The organism is Saccharopolyspora sp. 7B (assembly GCF_020177435.1).
Lineage (GTDB): Bacteria > Actinomycetota > Actinomycetes > Mycobacteriales > Pseudonocardiaceae > Saccharopolyspora_C > Saccharopolyspora_C gregorii.
Map to the genome: position 1 here is coordinate 18,276 of NZ_JAIUKC010000057.1, position 16,018 is coordinate 34,293.

Below are 16,018 nucleotides of genomic sequence, written 5' to 3' on the forward strand. Positions count from 1 at the left end.
GGACCTCGCGCCGTTTCCCGTCAGCGGCGAAGCCGCTGAGCCGCCGACCACCTGAGCACCTCGCACCGCAGCGGGTTCTCAGCGTTCTCCTCGCGAGGACAGCGTTTTCTCCTGTGGCGGAGCCACCGGTGAAAACGATCCCGCAGCGAGGAGGACGCTGAGGTTCCGCCACCCCATCCCCGAGCAGCAGGGGACGACACGGTTTTCAGACCCGGATCTCCGGGCGGTGCTGCTCCAGCCAAGCCGCGATGTCGAGGGCCCGGTCCAGCTTCTCCCGTTCGTAGCCGGGGAGTTCCGCGGGCGGCGTGCTCACCGTGGCGTCGAACCACTTGCGGTAGATGACCTGGAACATCGGGTGGTCCGGGTCCGCCAGCACCTCGCGGCCCATCGCCTGCAACTTCCCCGCGTAGCCCGGGTCCTGGGTGGACGGGTACGGGCTCTTCACCCGTTGCAGCACCGATTCCGGCAGCACGTCGCGGGTGGCGGCGCGCAGGAGGCTCTTCTCCCGGCCGTCGAAGCTCTTCATCGCCCACGGCGCGTTGAACACGTACTCGACCAGCCGGTGGTCGCAGAACGGGACGCGCACCTCCAGGCCGACGGCCATGCTGATCCGGTCCTTGCGGTCCAGCAGCGCCCGCAGGAAGCGGGTCAGGTGCACGTGGCTCATCACCCGCATCCGCGCTTCGTGCGGATCTTCGCCGGGCAGCGGTTCCACTTCGGCGGCCGCGTCGCGGTAGCGGTCCTTCAGGTAGGTCATCAGGTCGATCCGGGCGTCCAGGTCCGGGTCGAAGAACTCCGACACGGCGGGCCCGCCTTCGTCCGCGGACATCTCACCGGCGGCGAACACCGGCACCATCCACGGGAAGATCTCGGCCTGCTGCGCCACCGGGTCGTGGAACCACGGGTAGCCGCCGAAGAGCTCGTCCGCGGTCTCCCCGGACAGCGCGACCGTGCAGTGCTCCCGGATCGCCTGGAACAGCAGGTACAGCGAGGTGTCCACATCGGCGGCACCCACCGAGAAGTCCTTCGCCGCCAGCACCGTCCGCCGCGTCGCCGGATCGGCCAGGGCCGCGTCGGAGAGCACGATGTCCCGGTGCACCGATCCGACGTGCCGCGCCACGTCGTGCACGAACGGCGAATCCGGCGTCGCCCGCATGTCATCCGGGCGGAAGTTCTCCGCCAGGCCCACGAAATCCACCGAGTAGCTGCGCACCCGCTCGTCCCGCGCCGCCAGCTGGCCGGCCGACAGCGCGGTCAGCGCGCTCGAATCGAGGCCGCCGGACAGCAGCACGCCCAGCGGCACGTCCGCGGTCAGCTGCCGCCGCACCGAGTCGTCCAGCAGCTCCCGGATCGTGGCGATCGTCGTGTCGAGGTCGTCGGTGTGCTCGGCGGTGCGCAACGTCCAGTAGGTGCGTTCGCGCAGCCCGTCCCGGTCCACCACGACCAGCGTGCCCGGCACCACCTCGCGCATGTCCGCCCAGATCGCGTGCCCCGGCGTCTTGATCCCGCCGAGCAGCTCGTTCACCCCGTCCGCCGCGATCACCGGCCGCACGTCCGGGTGCGCCAGGATCGCCTTCGGCTCCGAACCGAACAGCACGCCGTCCCGGGTGCGCTGGAAGTAGAACGGTTTGATGCCCATCCGGTCGCGCACCATGACGAGCTTCTCGGCGCGGCCGTCCCAGATCGCGAACGCGTACATGCCGTTGAGCCGGTCGACGAGTTCCTCGCCCCACTCCAGGTAGGCCCGCAGCACCACCTCGGTGTCGCTGGAGGTGCCGAACCGGTGGCCGCGACCGCGCAGTTCCTCGCGCAGCTCCGGGAAGTTGTAGGTCTCGCCGCTGTAGGTCAGCACCACCGGACCGTCCGGGGTGTCCGCGCGCATCGGCTGCGCCCCGCCCTCGATGTCGATCACGGCGAGCCTGCGGTGGCCGAGCGCGACGTGCCGGTCCAGCCACACCCCCGCCGCGTCCGGGCCGCGGCAGGCCATCGTCTCCGTCATCGCCGCCACGACGTCCCGCCGCCGGTTCACGTCGTCCTCGAACGACACCAGTCCCGCGATTCCGCACATGTTCCGCGCTCCTCCAGCCGCCGACGCCTGCACCGACCCACCCAGCAGCATCCCCGTCCGGAACCCGGGCATTCACCAGGATTCGGGGCGCACCGCGGCACCGGCGCACTCGACGTCGACGCCCCGCCCGACGCCGGAACGGAGCAGCGCGCCGGACCCCGCGTTCCCCGTTCGGCGGCGAGCACCGGTGCGCCGGGTCAGCACCCACCCGCCGTCCGAGCGCCTCGGATGCCCCGAACGAGCAAGCCCGCGACCTGCGCCGCGACGCAGCGAGTTTCGCTGGACCAGCGGTAGGGCGGGGCCGCGCGGCCCGGAAGCATCCGTTGGCGGCGGCTCTTTCTCCGCGCCCTGGAGGAGCATTGACGCATCCGTCCCACTGCGAACGTGCCGGCGGCGACACCTGCAAGTGCCGGTGCGCCAACACCCTGCACGGGTGGCCCGGCGCCGTCTCGCTGATCCGCGACCCGGCCCCCGACGCCCTCGACGACTTCCGGGAACGAGCCGACCGCAGGTGGGAGGCGGCCGAGCGCAAGGCTTCCGGGAGCGAGAACCGCTCCCGCTCGACGATCGGGCACAAGCGCGCCGCGGTGGACACCGCGCGCGAACACGTGCTCCGGGCGCTCCGCGCGGTGCACCGGACCGCCGAGTCCCGTGCGGAGCAGCAGAGTCCCCCACCGGATTCGACGCCCGACGACGGAGCCACCGGGTCCGGTGCAGGACGGCAGGAATCTCCGCCACCTCCGACGTCCGACGAGGAAGCCGACACCGCGGCCCGGGAACGGGCGGACACCGACCGGAGGCTCGCCACCGCCCGCACCGATGTGGACCGGGTCGAAGCGGTGGGCGAGCTGCTCGGCCAGGTCCTCGACCAGGTCGAGCGGGACTTCGGCCCGCTGGGCACCGGAACCCGCGCGGCGATGGCGGAGCACTTCTGGTGCGAACTGCTCGTGCAGCTGGTCGTGGTGATCGAGGAGGCGAAGCGCGCCTGGGACGCGATTCCCCAGGTGGTGGGAAAGCAGCTCGACGAGGTGGTCAACGCAGGCCGCCGCAAGATCCCCGCCGAGGTCGTCTCCGCGTGCACGAAGCAGCTCTGGACCCGCCTCACCGAAGCGCTCGGCCTCACCGGGATCGAGCAGGCCGCCGCACTGCTGCCCGCGCTGCGGACGCTCGCGGTCGTGCTGTGCAAGTCCCCGCCCCGCCATCCGGCGGTCGTGCGGCACTGCCTGGACCCGCTCCAGGAACTGCTGCTGGACAAGGCGAAAGCGCGGTTGAAGCAGGCGTTCGGTGCGAGCCTGCTACCCGAGATCCACGCTCGGCTCGAATAGCCGCCGGCCTGTCGGTGCGTTGATCTAGTGTCCCGCGGCGTGAGACCTGGATACGGACATGCGCTCGTGCTGCGGCCGGGCGAGCACCTGAGCCGCCGCGCGGTGAGCTGCCCCTCCGGCGAGTACGGCCTGGTGCACCAGCACGACGGCAACGTCGTCCTTTACCGGAACGCCGACTCGGTCGCGGTGTGGGCCACCGGCACGAACTACCAGCGGGGGGTGCTCGACTCGCCCCTGGTGTCCGATCCGGATCCGGCGTTCGGCCGCCCCGGCCGCCTCGCTCTGGAAGAGGACGGCGACCTCGTGGTCTACGCGCACACCGGCGAGCGGCTCTGGTCCACCGGCCCCCAACGCGAACCGGTCGAGTCCCTGGTGGTCCACGACTGGGGCAAGATCGCGCTGAAGAACGAGCAGGGTCACGTGCTGTGGGAATCGCCGCGCGCGCCGAAGCGCTGGGACGGCTGGAACTCCCCCGCCGACGGCCACCGGGTGCGGCGCGGGCAGACGCTGCGGAACGCCTCGCTGACCTCCGCGAACGGCGAGTACCAGTTCGTCGTCGGCGAGGAGGACGCGTGCTTCCTGTGCCGGGTGGACGGTCCGGTGCTGTGGCACGAGCCGATCCGGCGGGGCGACGGGTTCGCGCTCACCGCGGACGGCGAGCCGCGCACCGTCCGGCCGGACGGCTACGCGCTGCCCGGCATCATCGGTCCGGCGCCGGACGTGCGCGCGGAAGCGCTGCTGGTGACCGACGACGGGCTCCTCGCCCTCGTCGACGCGCACGACGAGATCCTGTGGGCGCACCGCCCGAAGCCGCTCGCCCCGGCGGTCCCGGCGAAGCGCGCCCGTCCCGCGCGGCCGACGCGCCCCGCGAACGTCCCCGAGCTGCCCGGCACCGAAGAGGTGCCCGTGGTGCGCACCGACTTCTCCGACGACGCGGCGTGGGCGGCGACCGCGGCCCGCACCACCGCCGACTACTTCGAAGGCGAACCGGACGACGAACCCTGGTCGGCGAACGTGGTCCTGGTCGACGACCGCCGCTACGCCGGACTCTCCGCGGCGCAGCTGACCGCCCTCGTCCCGGCGGACGCGGACTGGCCGCTGCTCGTCGTCGCCGACGCGCACACCATGACCGCGCCCGAGCACGACGTTCTGGTGGTCAGCCTCGACGAGGACGGCTTCGGCGAGAGCCGCCGCGCCACCACCGGCGCCCTCGTCGAGATGGAGATCAACCTGTCCCTCGCCAACATGGACTGGGAGGACTTCGCGGGCGAGGAGGACTCCGGCCTGATCGAACCGATGAACGTCGAGAACCACCCGCACCCCCCGACCAGCTGACCCGGCGGGGCGTCGCGCGGAGGTTCAGCGGTGGAACGGCCGGTTCGCCGGGTACGAGGATCCACGACCCGGTCGTCGCGGACCACGAGGAACTCGACGCCGGTGGCACTGTCGTCCGCTCCGGGTCGACCCGGGATCGCGGTGCACGGCCCGGTCAGGAGGTCGCCCCCGACGAGACGGTGCCGGGAGCCGAGCCAGCTCCCCGTGCGCGGCGCCCCCGGAGAACCGGGCCCCGAACGCCGAAGAGCCGGTCCCCTGTGGGGGCCGGCTCTTCGCTGGCGGTAGCGGTGGGATTCGAACCCACGGAGGCTCTCACCTCACGCGCTTTCGAGGCGCGCTCCTTCGGCCGCTCGGACACGCTACCGCCGACTAGGCTACTGCACGCTCGTTCGGCGCCTCAGGCGGGGGTCGAAGATCAGGAACCGCTGGACTCGCTCTCGCCGGAGCCCTTGAACTTGTCCTGGACGTCCTGCACGGCGCCGGCGGCCTTGTCCTTGACGTCCTGGCCGGTCTCCTTGACCTGGCCTTCGACCTGGTCGCGCTTGCCGGCGTTCTTCAGCTCGTCGTTGCCGGTGGCGTTCCCGGCCGCCTCCTTGGCCTTGCCGGTCCACTGCTGAGCCTGGTGCTTGGCCTTGTCGAACACGCCCATGATGACTCCTTCCGCAGCATTCGGTTCACGCGTGGGAGTACCCCTCATGATCCGGCATCACGCGCACGTGGCGCAGATCACCGGTGCTGGTCGAAGAATCCTTCCAGCAGCCGCGCGCACTCGGCGGCCAGCACGCCGCCCACCACTTCCGGGCGGTGGTTGCTGCGGCGGTCCCGCACCACGTCCCACAGCGAGCCGACGGCGCCGGTGCGCGGTTCCCACACGCCGAACACCAGCCGGGACACCCGGGACAGGACCAGCGCGCCCGCGCACATCGTGCACGGCTCCACGGTCACGGCGAGCGTGCAGTCGGCGAGCCGCCAGCCGTCGCCCCACTCCGCGGCGGCGGCGCGCAGCGCCAGCACCTCGGCGTGCGCGGTCGGGTCGGCGAGGTCTTCGCGGCGGTTGTGGGCGCGGGCCAGGACGCGGCCGTCGGGGGCGGCGACCACGGCGCCGATCGGCACGTCGCCGGTGGCCAGCGCACCGGGGGCGACCTCCAGCGCGGCGCGCACCAGCTCGGTGTCGCGGGGCATCACTGGTCCAGCTTCTCCAGCACGCCGGCGAACTGCTCCCCGAAACCGCAGCGCTGCGCGATCATCTCCAGCTGCTCGTCCGGGTACAAGTCGACCTCCTCGATGATCACGAGGAGTTCGCCCTCCGGGAGTCCGATGTCGGACAGGATCGACAGGTTGCCCTCCGGCCACACCTCGTCGTCGTCCTCGTCGGGGGCGTCCGCACGCAGCAGGTCCAGCACGTCCGCGGCGATGTCGTAGTCCAGGGCGGCCGCCGCGTCCGACAGCAGCAGGTCGACGCCACCGGGGATCGGGCGGATCAGCACGAAGAACTCGTCGTCCACGTTGCACATGCCGAACACCGCGCCGGTCGAGCGCAAGGCCCGCAACGCGGTGATCGTGTCGTCGAGCCCGCCCAACACCGAGCCCTCCAACGCACTGCACCGCCACCGGCCGTCCTCGCGAACCACGGCCACGGCGAAGCCCGCCTCCGGCTCCTGCCCTGTCATGCGGACCACGGTAGAGCGTGCGGGTGCCACCCGAAAGCACTATTGCGCGCTCGTGACCTTCGGCACCGCGAACGGGGGTGCACAACCGCACGACCGGGTGGCGCTGCCCCGCCCCGGGGTCGGGCAGGATGGGTCCATGCGTGCCGTGTGCGTGATCGGACTGGGATTGATCGGTGGCTCGGTGCTGCGCGCCGCCACCGCCGCCGGACGCCCCGCCTGGGGTGCCACCGCGGGAGCCGACGACGCCGCCGGGGCCCGCGGCGACGGCTACCAGGTGGACAGCACCGAGGAGGCGTTGCGCCGCGCCGCCGAGCAGGACGCCCTCGTCGTCGTCGCCACCCCGCTGACCTCGGTGCGCGCCGTGCTGCGCGAGGTCGCCTGGCACGCGCCGGAAGCGCGGCTCACCGATGTGGTCAGCGTCAAGGACCCGGTGGACGCCGAGGTGCGCGGCCTGCTGCCCGGCGCGCGCTACGCGGGCGGTCACCCGATGGCGGGCACCGCGTCCTCCGGCTGGGCCGCCGGGTCCGCCGAGCTGTTCCGCGGCGCGCCGTGGGCGGTCGTCGTCGAGGAGGGCACCTCGCTGGAGGCGTGGCGGGACGCCGCCGAACTGGCGCTGGACTGCGGTGCGCACGTCGTCGCCACCTCCGCCGCCGAGCACGACGACGCCGTCGCCCGCATCTCGCACCTGCCGCACGTGTTCGCGAACGTCCTCGCCGCCGTCGGCGCGGACGGCGGGCCGCTCGCGCTGTCGCTGGCCGCCGGGTCGTTCCGGGACGCCACCCGCGTCGCCGCCTCCGACCCGGAGCTGGTGCGGGCCATGACCGAGGGCAACCGGGTGGCGCTGCTGGACGCGGTGGACGACGCGCTGGGCCGGCTCGGCGCCGCGCGCGGCTCGCTGGCCTCCACCGGGGCGCTCAAGACCACCGTCGACGCGGGCTTCGCGGCGCGCGGCGAACTGGAGCGGGTCAGCGACCCCGAGCGGACGAGCCAGGAGGTGGTGCTGCGCGGCGACCGGGACCTGCGCAGGCTGCGGGAGCTCGGCGCGCGCGGCGGACGCATCACCGCGCTCGGCGAGGGGTCCGCCACCGTGGAACTCCCAGCGAGCTGACAGCGACTCCGCCCGCACCTTCCACCGGCGCCGCCGGTTCGGCCAGCATGGAGCCATGGCCCGCGCCTACGTCCTCGACGCCGCCCGCACCCCGTTCGGACGCTACCGGGGTTCGCTGTCCGGGATCCGCGTCGACGACCTCGCCGCCCTGCCGCTGACCGAACTGCTGTGCAGGCACGGTCCCGGCGGCAGCGGGCGGCTCGACCCGGCGCGGATCGAGGACGTGCTCTACGGCAACACCAACGGCGCCGGCGAGGAGAACCGCAACGTGGCGCGGATGGCGGCGCTGCTCGCCGGGCTGCCCGCCACCGTCCCGGGCGTCACCGTCAACCGGTTGTGCGCCTCCGGCGGTGAGGCGCTCGTGCAGGCGGCGCGGGCCGTCAAGGCCGACGAGGCCGAGCTGCTCGTCGCGGGCGGGGTGGAAGGCATGAGCCGCGCGCCGTTCGTGGTGCCGCGCGCCGAGCGGGCCATGCCGGACCGGATGGAGGCGGTGTCCACGGCCGCGGGCTGGCGGCTGGTGAACCCGCGGATGCTCTCGGCGTGGACGGTGCCGCTCGGGCACGCCGCGGAGCGGACCGCGCTGGACCTCAGCATCACCCGCGAACAGCTGGACGGGTGCGTTCTTCGCTCCCACCGGCGGGCGGCGGCCGCGTGGGACGCGGGCCTGCACGACGGGTTCGCGTTCCCGGTGACCGCACCCGACGGGGAGGTGGTGCGCCGCGACGAGTCGGTGCGGCCGGACACCGACCTGCGCAAGCTCGGCAGGCTCGACCCCGCGTTCTCCCCGGGCGGGCCGGTCACCGTGGGGAATTCGGCGCCGCTGTCGGACGGGGCGCTGGCCGCGCTCGTCGGCACCGAGGCGCAGGCCGAACGGCTCGGCGTGCGGCCGTGGGGCGAGCTGGTGGGTTCGGCGAGCACCGGGACGGAACCGCACCACTTCGCGCTGTCCGCGGTGCCCGCGATCCGCGCGCTGTTGCGCAAGCTCGGGGTGACCGCGGCCGACGTGGATCTGTGGGAGATCAACGAGACGTTCGCCGCGGTGGTGCTGGCGGTGCTGGAGCACCTGCCCGGCGTGGACCGGGAGCGGGTGAACGTGCACGGCGGCGCCCTCGCCTACGGGCACCCGCTGGGGGCGTCGATGCCGCGCATCGTGCTGGACCTGTGCCGCCACCTGCGGCACCGGGGCGGCGGGCTGGGCATCGCGGCGGCCTCGGTGGGCGTCGGGCAGGGGTTGGCGATCGCCGTCCGGGCGTGACCCGCGCCCCCGGGGCACCCGCGCGAACGGCCCCGGACGCGAGGAGAGGGGCCGTCCCCGCGCGTGCGGGACGACCCCTCTCGGGGCGCTGCCGGCCACCGCGCGGTCGGGACCACCCTCGCCAGGTCCCTCCGGTTCGGCTTCGGCCGCGCAGCGGAGCGCGGACTACTGCTTCGGTCCTGAGTCCTGGTTGCGGAAGTAGTCCTTGCCCTTCTCGGCGGCCTGATCGATCTGCTGCTCGTGGCCGAACTTCTTCTTGACCGCATCACTTCCCTTGTCGATGCCCTGTTCGACCTTGTCGCTGTGCTGCTTGCCCATGTTCAACAGCTTGTCCTTGAGGCTGCCGAGTCCCATGACAGCTCCCTTCTGGCGACGTCCTCAGGTCCTCCCGAAGCTAGACCCCCTGGCGGGGGAATGCGCGCCGGTGAGCGGCCGCCAGGCAGGCCCGTCACCGCGATCCGGCACGGAAGGGTGACATCGGCCGGGCGATCGCGAGTCTGTGGTGACGCTCCGCAGTCCGTCCCGATGCTTGCCCGCCGCTGCCCGGCGGGTCTAGCGTGACTCCGTGACCAGATGAGCGAATCCGGTCACGGAGTCCACGAGACGGCGCCGCCCGGAACGGCGCAGGAGAGGAACCCAGTGCCCCGCGACACCACCCGAGCCGACCGGATCCTCGACGCCGCAGGCGAACTGCTGCTGCGCCACGGGTACCGGAAGGTCACCGTCGACGACGTCGCCCGCCGGGCAGGCGTCGGCAAGGGCACCGTCTACCTGCACTGGAAGACGAAGGTCGCGCTGTTCCAAGGCCTCCTGCTGCGCGAGTCGATCGCGCTCGTCGACGACCTCCGCGGCGGCCTGCGGGACGACCCGGACGAGGTGCGCCCGCACCGGTTGCTGCGGCTGGCCTACCTCGTGACCTTCCGCCGCCCGCTGGCGCTGGCGCTGATCACCGGAGACGCCGAAGTCCTGGGCGAGCTCCGCCGGCCATCCGGTGCGGACCGCTCCGGCGAGGAGTGGATGCAGCGGACCAACGAGCGGTTCTACGCGGTGCTGGCCGAGTCCGGGCTGCTCCGCGACGACCTGCCCGACCTGGCCTACACGCTCAACGCCGCCGCGCTCGGGTTCTTCCTCGCCGACGACTACAAGCCCGCCCTCTCCGGCATCGATCGGGAGTCGAAGGCCGACGCCCTCGCGCACACCATCCGGCACGCGTTCGAACCACCGGCGGAGCCGGACCCGGCGGTGGTGCGCGCCGTCGCGGACCGGATCGACGCGCTGCTCACCGAACTGATCAACGGCTACCGGGAGCTGTTCGACGCGCTGGACGCGGCGAACGCCCCCCGGCGGATTCCACCCGACGTTCGATGAAGGGGACATCATGACCGCGATCGAAGACTGGGGATCACCGGCGTCGCAGTTCTGGCTGCGCGGCGAACGCCCCGGCGAGCCCGTGCAGTACGACGAGTCCACCGGGTTGTGGAACGTCTACGGACACTCCGAGACCTTGCACCTGCTCAACGACCCGGTGACGTTCTCCTCCGACACCAGCCGGTTGTTCCCGCAGGGCGACGAGTTCGCCGACGGCAACCTGGTGCGGATGGATCCGCCGGAGCACGACAAGCTGCGCAGGCTCGTCACCCACGCCTTCACCCCGAAGGTCGTCGCCGGGCTCGAACCGCGCATCGCCGAACTCACCGGTGAGCTGCTCGACGCCGTCGACGGCACCGACCGGCTGGAACTGGTCGCCGACCTCGCCTACCCGCTGCCGGTGATCGTCATCGCCGAGCTGCTCGGCGTGCCCGCCGACGACCGCGGTCTGTTCAAGCAGTGGGTGGACGCGATGTTCACCAGCGACGCGACGCTGTCGCTGAAGGACCGGACGCCGGAGCAGCAGCGCGAGCTGGACGAGGTGCTCGCCCAGGTCCGCAACCTCACCGACTACCTGGGCGAGCACGTCGACGAGCGGCGCGCGCACCCGCGCGGGGACCTGCTCACGAAGCTCGTGGAAGCCGAAGTGGACGGGGAGCGGCTCACGCGCGAGGAAGTCGTGAACTTCGCGAACGTGCTGCTCATCGCAGGGCACATCACCACCACGATGCTGCTCGGCAACACCGTGCTCTGCCTGGACGCCCATCCCGAGCACGAGGCCCGCACCCGGGCGGATCGCGGCACGCTGCCCTCGGTGATCGAGGAATCGCTGCGCTTCCTCAGCCCGTTCGCCACGCTCGGCCGGGTGACCACCGCCGAGACCGAACTCGGCGGGCAGCGCATCCCGGCCGACCAGCTGCTGATGGTGTGGGTGGCCGCGGCGAACCGGGATCCGCGGCAGTTCCCGAACCCGGACGTCTTCGACCCGACCCGCCACCCGAACCCGCAGCTCGGCTTCGGCCGCGGCATCCACTTCTGCCTCGGCGCACCGCTGGCGCGGCTGGAGGGGAAGGTCGCGCTGGACCTGCTGCTGGACCGGTTCCCGAAGCTGGCCACCGACCCTTCGGATCCGCCGGAGTTCCAGCCCAACCCGAACATGACCGGCGTGCGGAAGCTCCCGCTGCGCACCCGCTGACCGGCGGCACCGGCCCGCGGGGGTGTGCGGCCGCGCGAGGCTGAGCCGGTACCGGGTGAGCGGACCGTTCGTCCGATCCCGTTGGGCGAACGGTCCCGTTCACCCCCGCTGGAACCGCCCCGAGCAAGAGAAAGGGGCGCCGGTGCACCCGGCGCCCCTCGCTCACGCGTTCCGGATCAGAACGACAGCTTGCGGAAGATCGCCCGCGGCAGGTGCCGCAGCACGACCATCACCCAGCGCATCTGCCCCGGAACCCAGATGGACTCCTTGCCCTTGCGGACGGCGTCGATGATCGCGGCGCCGACCTGCTCCGGCGTCTGCGCCATCGGGGCCGGCTTCATGCCCGCGGTGAGCTTCGTCTTCACGAAGTTCGGGCGCACGACCGTGACCTTCACGCCCGAACCCTCCAGGGCGTAGGTCAGCCCGGAGTAGAACAGGTCGATGCCGCCCTTGGCGGAGCCGTAGACGAAGTTCGTCCGGCGGGCGCGCTCACCGGCGGGCGAAGCCATCATCACCAGGTGCCCGTGGCCCTGCTTGCGCAGCTTGTTCGACAGGTGCACGCCCAGCGACATCGGCGCCACGTAGTTGACCTCCGCGGTCAGCCGGGCGGCGGCCGGGTCGGTCCAGCACTTCTCGTTGTCGAGCTGCACGCCGAAGGCGACCAGGGTGACGTCGATGTCGCCGTCGGCGAAGGCCTTCTCGACCACGTCGCCGTGCGTTTCCGGGTCGGTGGCCTCGAACTCGATGGTGCTGACCGTGCTGCCGGTCTTGCGCAGCCGCTCCGCGGCGGCTGCGACCAGGTCGGCCTCCTCGGGGCGCGCGGCCAGCACGATCCGGAGCGGGCGCTGGTTCGCGTACTGCTCCGCGGTCGCCAACGCGATGTCGGACGTACCACCGAGGATGAACAGGGACTGCGGGTTTCCAACGGCGTCGATCACAGGGCCAACCTTCGGGACAGATCGGAGTGGAAGATTCCTTGCGGGTCGACGGCGGCGCGGACCTTGCGCCACTCGTCGAGGCGGGGGTACATCTGCTGGATCATCTCGGGCGTGGTCCGCGAGTCCTTCGCGAAGTACAGACGCCCGCCCGCGCCGAGCACCACCTCGTCCAGTTCCTGGCAGAACCGGCTCAGGCCGTCCTTGATCGGGAAGTCGACGGTGATCGTCCAGCCCGGCATCGCGAACGACAGCGGCGCGCGGCTGCTGTCGCCCATCCGCTTGAGGACGTTGAGGAACGACACGTGACCGGACTCGGCGATGCGCTTCACCAGCGTGCGCAGCGCCTCGTGCTGCTCGAACGGCAGGATGAACTGGTACTGCAGGAAACCCTTGGAACCGTAGGCGCGGTTCCACTCGCCGAACATGTCCAGCGGATGGTAGAAGGCCGTCAGGTTCTGCACCTGGCCGCGGCCCGCCTTCGGCGTCTTGCGGTACCAGACCTCGCTGAGCGTGCTGAACGTCAGCTTGTTGGCCAGCCCGTTCGGGAACACGTCCGGGAAGGTCAGCAGCTGCGGCGCGTCGAACTTCAGCGGGTCGGCGCGCAGCTTCGGCGGCAGCTCGTCGAGCTTGGCCAGCGAGCCGCGGGAGAACGCCGAGCGGCCCAGCTTCGGGCCGGTGGAGATCGCGTCGAACCACGCCATCGAGTAGTCGTAGTTCATGTCGGAGCCGTTGGAGAACAGCTCCAGCGTCTCGTCCAGGTCCTTCGTGCGGTCGGCGTCGACGATGAAGTACGCGCTCTCGGTGCGCTTCATCTTCACCTTGGCGCGCAGCACGATGCCGGTCAGGCCGACACCGCCCACCGTCGCCCAGAACAGCTCCGAGCCCTCCCCGTCCGGGGTCAGGGTGCGGACCTCGCCGTCGGCGGTGAGCAGGTCCATCGACAGCACGTGGTTGCCGAAGCTGCCGTGCGAGTGGTGGTTCTTGCCGTGGATGTCGCAGCCGATGGCGCCGCCGATGGTGACCTGGCGGGTGCCCGGCAGCACCGGGACCCACAGGCCGTGCGGCAGCGCCGCCTTCATCAGCTGGTCCAGGCTCACGCCGGCGTCCACGTCGACCACGGCCTTGTCCGGGTCGATGTCGTGGATGCGGTTCAGCGCGGTCATGTCGATGACCGTGCCGCCCGCGTTCTGCGACACGTCGCCGTAGCTGCGGCCCAGGCCGCGGGCGATGACGCCGCGCTCATCGGCCTCGCGGACTGCGCGGGCGATCGCGTCGACGTCGGGGGTGCTCAGCACGTGGGCGTGGGTCGGCGCGGTGCGCGCCCAGCCCATCAGCTTCCGGTTCTGCAACGCTGCGGTCACAGGCTCAACCTCCGGGACAGGTCGGAATGGAACACGCCCTCGGGGTCGACCGAGGCGCGGATCTTGCGCCACTCGTGGATGCGCGGGTACATCCGCTCGATCATCTCCGCCGTCGTCCGCGACTCCTTGGCGAGGTAGAGCCGCCCGCCCGCGTCGAGCACCAGCTCGTCGAGCTCCCGGCACAGCCGGTCCAGGCCCGGCGAGATGGGGATGTCGACGGTCAGCGTCCAGCCCTCGCCGGGGAACGACATCGGGGCCTCGTTGCCCTCGCCGAAGGTCTTGAGCACGTTCAGGAACGACACGTGCCCGCTCGCGCTGATCTTGTCGATGGACCGGCGGAACATGTCCTCCTGGCCGAACGGCACCATGAACTGGTACTGGAGGAACCCGTTCGGCCCGTACACCCGGTTCCACTCGCCGACCAGGTCGAGCGGGTGGAAGAACTGGGTGATGTTCTGCACGGCCCCGAACTTCGTCGGCGCCTTGCGGTACCAGACCTCGTTGAAGGCGGTGATCGTGTACTTGTTCACCAGCCCGTTCGGGAAGATCGGCGGAGCGGTCATCAGCTGCGGGGCGTTGAACTTCAACGGGTCCTTGCGCAGCTTCTTCGGCAGGTCCTCCAGCTTCGCGGAGTTCCCCCTGGTCAGCAGGGCGCGGCCCAGCTTCTCGCCACGCGCCAGCGAGTCGAACCAGGCCACGGAGTAGATGTAGTTGCCGTCGGAGCCGTCGGTGAAGTGCTCGATCAGCTCGTCGAGGTTCTTCGTCTGCACATTGTCGACCAGGAAGTACGCCGTTTCGACGCGCTTGAGCCGGATGATCGCCTTCAGGATGATCCCGGTCAGCCCCATGCCGCCGACCGTCGCCCAGAACAGCTCGGAACCGGCGCCCTGCGGCGACAGGGTGCGCACCGAGCCGTCGGCGGTGAGCAGGTCCAGCGACAGCACGTGGCTGCCGAACGAACCTTGCGAGTGGTGGTTCTTGCCGTGGATGTCGGAACCGATGGCGCCGCCGACGGTGACCTGGCGGGTGCCCGGCAGCACCGGGATCCACAGGCCGTACGGCAGCAGGCGGCGCATCAGCACGTCCAGCGAGACACCGGCGTCCACCACGACCGTCGCCTCGTCCGCGTCCACCTGGTGCACGCGGTTCAGCGCGGTCATGTCGATGACGGTGCCGCCCGCGTTCTGCGACGGGTCTCCGTAGCTGCGGCCGAGGCCGCGGGCGATGACGCCGCGCGCACCGGCTTCGCGGACCGCTCTCGCGATCACGTCGACGTCCGGGGTGCTCACGACCTGGGCCGAGGTCGGCGCCGTGCGCCCCCAGCCGGTCAACCGCTGGCTGGTCGCGTGTTCGTGCTGTACCGATCCCACCCAGCCGAGTCTATCCGCGCCCCGCCCCCGGGTACGGGCGGGTAGCGGCGGCCTAGCACAGGTGTCCCCGTCGGTGCAGAGCTTCGCCGCTACACTTTTCGGGGCGACTTGTGGTCGTCCGCCTCCGGGCCCGCCGTACCGACGCTCGTTGCCGACACTTGGGGTGAACCAGTGGCCGTGGCCGAATCCGGTGCAGACGCCGAGATCAAGAAGCTCGGGCTGTTCCAGCAACTCTTCCGCTTCGTGGCCATCGGCGGGTTCTGCGCGCTGATCGACGCGGGCACCTACTCGGTGCTGCTGGGCGTGCTGGGCTGGCCGACCTGGTTGTCGAAGTCGATCTCCTTCATCCTCGGCACCACGGCGTCGTACCTGATCAACCGGAAGTTCACCTTCAGCGGGGCGAGCACCGGCAACTCCACGGCCAAGGCCGGGGCGTTCGCGATCGTCTACACGACGACGTTCTTCGTGAACATGGGCTCGAACGAGCTGCTGTGCCGGATCTTCGAGGCGCGCGAGGCGTGGCAGTTCGGGCTGTTCTGGGTGATCGCCCAGGGCCTCGGCACGCTGATCAACTTCGTGATGCTGAAGTGGGTCGTCTTCCGCGACTGACCCGGCACCGGCCCGTCAGCGGCTGAACCCGGCGGGCCGGTTCGGCGCCCCGTAGGCGTTGCTGTCCGAACGCGTGCTCTCCACGTGCGCCGTGGCGACGTGCGCGAAGTTCACCGCGAACTTGCCGCCGTCCGCCGTCGTCAGCAGCGTCGTGCCGCCGGAGCCCATCAGTTCCGCCAAGCGCCCGTCCAGCGTCTCGGCCTCGGTCGCGTCCAACGCGATGTGCAGGGGCTGGGACACGCCAGCCAGGTGCAGGACCAGTCCCGGTCGTTTCTCGCTCATGCCCCCAGCGCACCACCGCGCCGGCCCCGGCGACAGGTGCTTTCACCCTGAGCGGACGCGCCACCAGGCCTTTTTCACCCTCGGCGGACACGGGAACGGCCCGCCCCACCGGAAATCGGCGGGGCGGGCCGTCA

The 16,018-nt window shown here is 71.5% G+C and carries 16 protein-coding genes and 1 tRNA gene; 7 read left to right on the forward strand and 10 right to left on the reverse strand.

Annotated elements, in window-relative coordinates; all coding sequences use genetic code 11:
* Positions 1 to 205: 205 nt before the first annotated feature.
* Complete coding sequence (gene asnB, locus LCD33_RS10825) at positions 206 to 2,068, reverse strand: asparagine synthase (glutamine-hydrolyzing) (RefSeq protein ID WP_224957128.1); 1,863 nt, start codon at positions 2,066 to 2,068, stop codon at positions 206 to 208.
* Between the two features lie 359 nt (positions 2,069 to 2,427).
* Between asnB and LCD33_RS10830 the strand changes: the two genes are divergently transcribed.
* Both LCD33_RS10830 and LCD33_RS10835 read left to right on the forward strand, forming a co-directional pair.
* Positions 2,428 to 3,393 carry a hypothetical protein gene (locus LCD33_RS10830; protein ID WP_224967532.1) on the forward strand — a complete coding sequence of 322 codons (966 nt, stop codon included), beginning with the start codon at positions 2,428 to 2,430 and terminating at the stop codon, positions 3,391 to 3,393.
* 39 nt (positions 3,394 to 3,432) lie between these two features.
* On the forward strand, positions 3,433 to 4,728 hold the full coding sequence (locus tag LCD33_RS10835; RefSeq protein WP_224967534.1) for a hypothetical protein: 1,296 nt from the start codon (positions 3,433 to 3,435) through the stop codon (positions 4,726 to 4,728).
* A 276-nt stretch (positions 4,729 to 5,004) separates the two neighbouring features.
* Here LCD33_RS10835 and LCD33_RS10840 read toward each other — a convergent pair.
* From LCD33_RS10840 to LCD33_RS10855, 4 genes are all read right to left on the reverse strand, one after another.
* A tRNA-Ser gene (locus tag LCD33_RS10840) sits at positions 5,005 to 5,092 on the reverse strand.
* A gap of 51 nt (positions 5,093 to 5,143) precedes the next feature.
* A complete protein-coding gene (locus LCD33_RS10845) occupies positions 5,144 to 5,377 on the reverse strand; it encodes a CsbD family protein (protein WP_224957131.1) in 234 nt (77 codons plus the stop codon).
* A 77-nt stretch (positions 5,378 to 5,454) separates the two neighbouring features.
* Entirely contained in the window at positions 5,455 to 5,910 is a 456-nt protein-coding gene (locus LCD33_RS10850) for a nucleoside deaminase (protein WP_224957133.1), read from the reverse strand.
* Positions 5,910 to 6,398: a tRNA adenosine deaminase-associated protein gene (locus tag LCD33_RS10855; RefSeq protein WP_224957135.1), complete on the reverse strand. Its 489-nt coding sequence runs from the start codon at positions 6,396 to 6,398 to the stop codon at positions 5,910 to 5,912. The genes LCD33_RS10850 and LCD33_RS10855 overlap by 1 nt, the downstream gene beginning before the upstream one ends.
* Before the next feature lie 136 nt (positions 6,399 to 6,534).
* Here LCD33_RS10855 and LCD33_RS10860 point away from each other — a divergent pair, with 136 nt between their 5' ends.
* Positions 6,535 to 7,506 (forward strand): prephenate dehydrogenase, encoded by a 972-nt coding sequence (locus LCD33_RS10860; protein WP_224957137.1) that lies wholly within the window; start codon positions 6,535 to 6,537, stop codon positions 7,504 to 7,506.
* A 55-nt stretch (positions 7,507 to 7,561) separates the two neighbouring features.
* The gene (locus LCD33_RS10865; RefSeq protein WP_224967536.1) at positions 7,562 to 8,761 is read left to right on the forward strand and encodes a thiolase family protein; all 1,200 of its coding nucleotides are present in this window, start codon (positions 7,562 to 7,564) and stop codon (positions 8,759 to 8,761) included.
* A 165-nt stretch (positions 8,762 to 8,926) separates the two neighbouring features.
* On the opposite strand, the gene LCD33_RS10870 is transcribed toward LCD33_RS10865, so the two are convergent.
* On the reverse strand, positions 8,927 to 9,115 hold the full coding sequence (locus LCD33_RS10870; protein WP_224957141.1) for an antitoxin: 189 nt from the start codon (positions 9,113 to 9,115) through the stop codon (positions 8,927 to 8,929).
* Positions 9,116 to 9,400: 285 nt separating this feature from the next.
* On the opposite strand from LCD33_RS10870, the gene LCD33_RS10875 reads away from it, so the two are divergent.
* A complete protein-coding gene (locus tag LCD33_RS10875) occupies positions 9,401 to 10,129 on the forward strand; it encodes a TetR/AcrR family transcriptional regulator (protein ID WP_224957143.1) in 729 nt (242 codons plus the stop codon).
* A gap of 10 nt (positions 10,130 to 10,139) precedes the next feature.
* Positions 10,140 to 11,324: a cytochrome P450 gene (locus LCD33_RS10880; RefSeq protein WP_224967538.1), complete on the forward strand. Its 1,185-nt coding sequence runs from the start codon at positions 10,140 to 10,142 to the stop codon at positions 11,322 to 11,324.
* A 176-nt stretch (positions 11,325 to 11,500) separates the two neighbouring features.
* On the opposite strand, the gene LCD33_RS10885 is transcribed toward LCD33_RS10880, so the two are convergent.
* The 3 genes from LCD33_RS10885 to LCD33_RS10895 are packed head-to-tail and all read right to left on the reverse strand — an operon-like array spanning position 11,501 to position 14,993.
* Positions 11,501 to 12,262 carry a decaprenylphospho-beta-D-erythro-pentofuranosid-2-ulose 2-reductase gene (locus LCD33_RS10885; RefSeq protein ID WP_224957147.1) on the reverse strand — a complete coding sequence of 254 codons (762 nt, stop codon included), beginning with the start codon at positions 12,260 to 12,262 and terminating at the stop codon, positions 11,501 to 11,503.
* Complete coding sequence (locus LCD33_RS10890; RefSeq protein WP_224957200.1) at positions 12,259 to 13,593, reverse strand: FAD-binding oxidoreductase; 1,335 nt, start codon at positions 13,591 to 13,593, stop codon at positions 12,259 to 12,261. Before LCD33_RS10890 ends, LCD33_RS10885 begins: the two co-directional genes overlap by 4 nt.
* A gap of 26 nt (positions 13,594 to 13,619) precedes the next feature.
* Positions 13,620 to 14,993 carry an FAD-binding oxidoreductase gene (locus LCD33_RS10895; RefSeq protein WP_224967540.1) on the reverse strand — a complete coding sequence of 458 codons (1,374 nt, stop codon included), beginning with the start codon at positions 14,991 to 14,993 and terminating at the stop codon, positions 13,620 to 13,622.
* Between the two features lie 171 nt (positions 14,994 to 15,164).
* Here LCD33_RS10895 and LCD33_RS10900 point away from each other — a divergent pair, with 171 nt between their 5' ends.
* Positions 15,165 to 15,602, forward strand: coding sequence for a GtrA family protein (locus LCD33_RS10900; protein WP_224957151.1), 438 nt, complete (start codon positions 15,165 to 15,167; stop codon positions 15,600 to 15,602).
* A 15-nt stretch (positions 15,603 to 15,617) separates the two neighbouring features.
* Here LCD33_RS10900 and LCD33_RS10905 read toward each other — a convergent pair whose 3' ends face one another.
* Positions 15,618 to 15,884, reverse strand: a complete 267-nt coding sequence (locus LCD33_RS10905) for a hypothetical protein (RefSeq protein ID WP_224957152.1) — start codon at positions 15,882 to 15,884, stop codon at positions 15,618 to 15,620.
* Positions 15,885 to 16,018 lie beyond the last annotated feature (134 nt).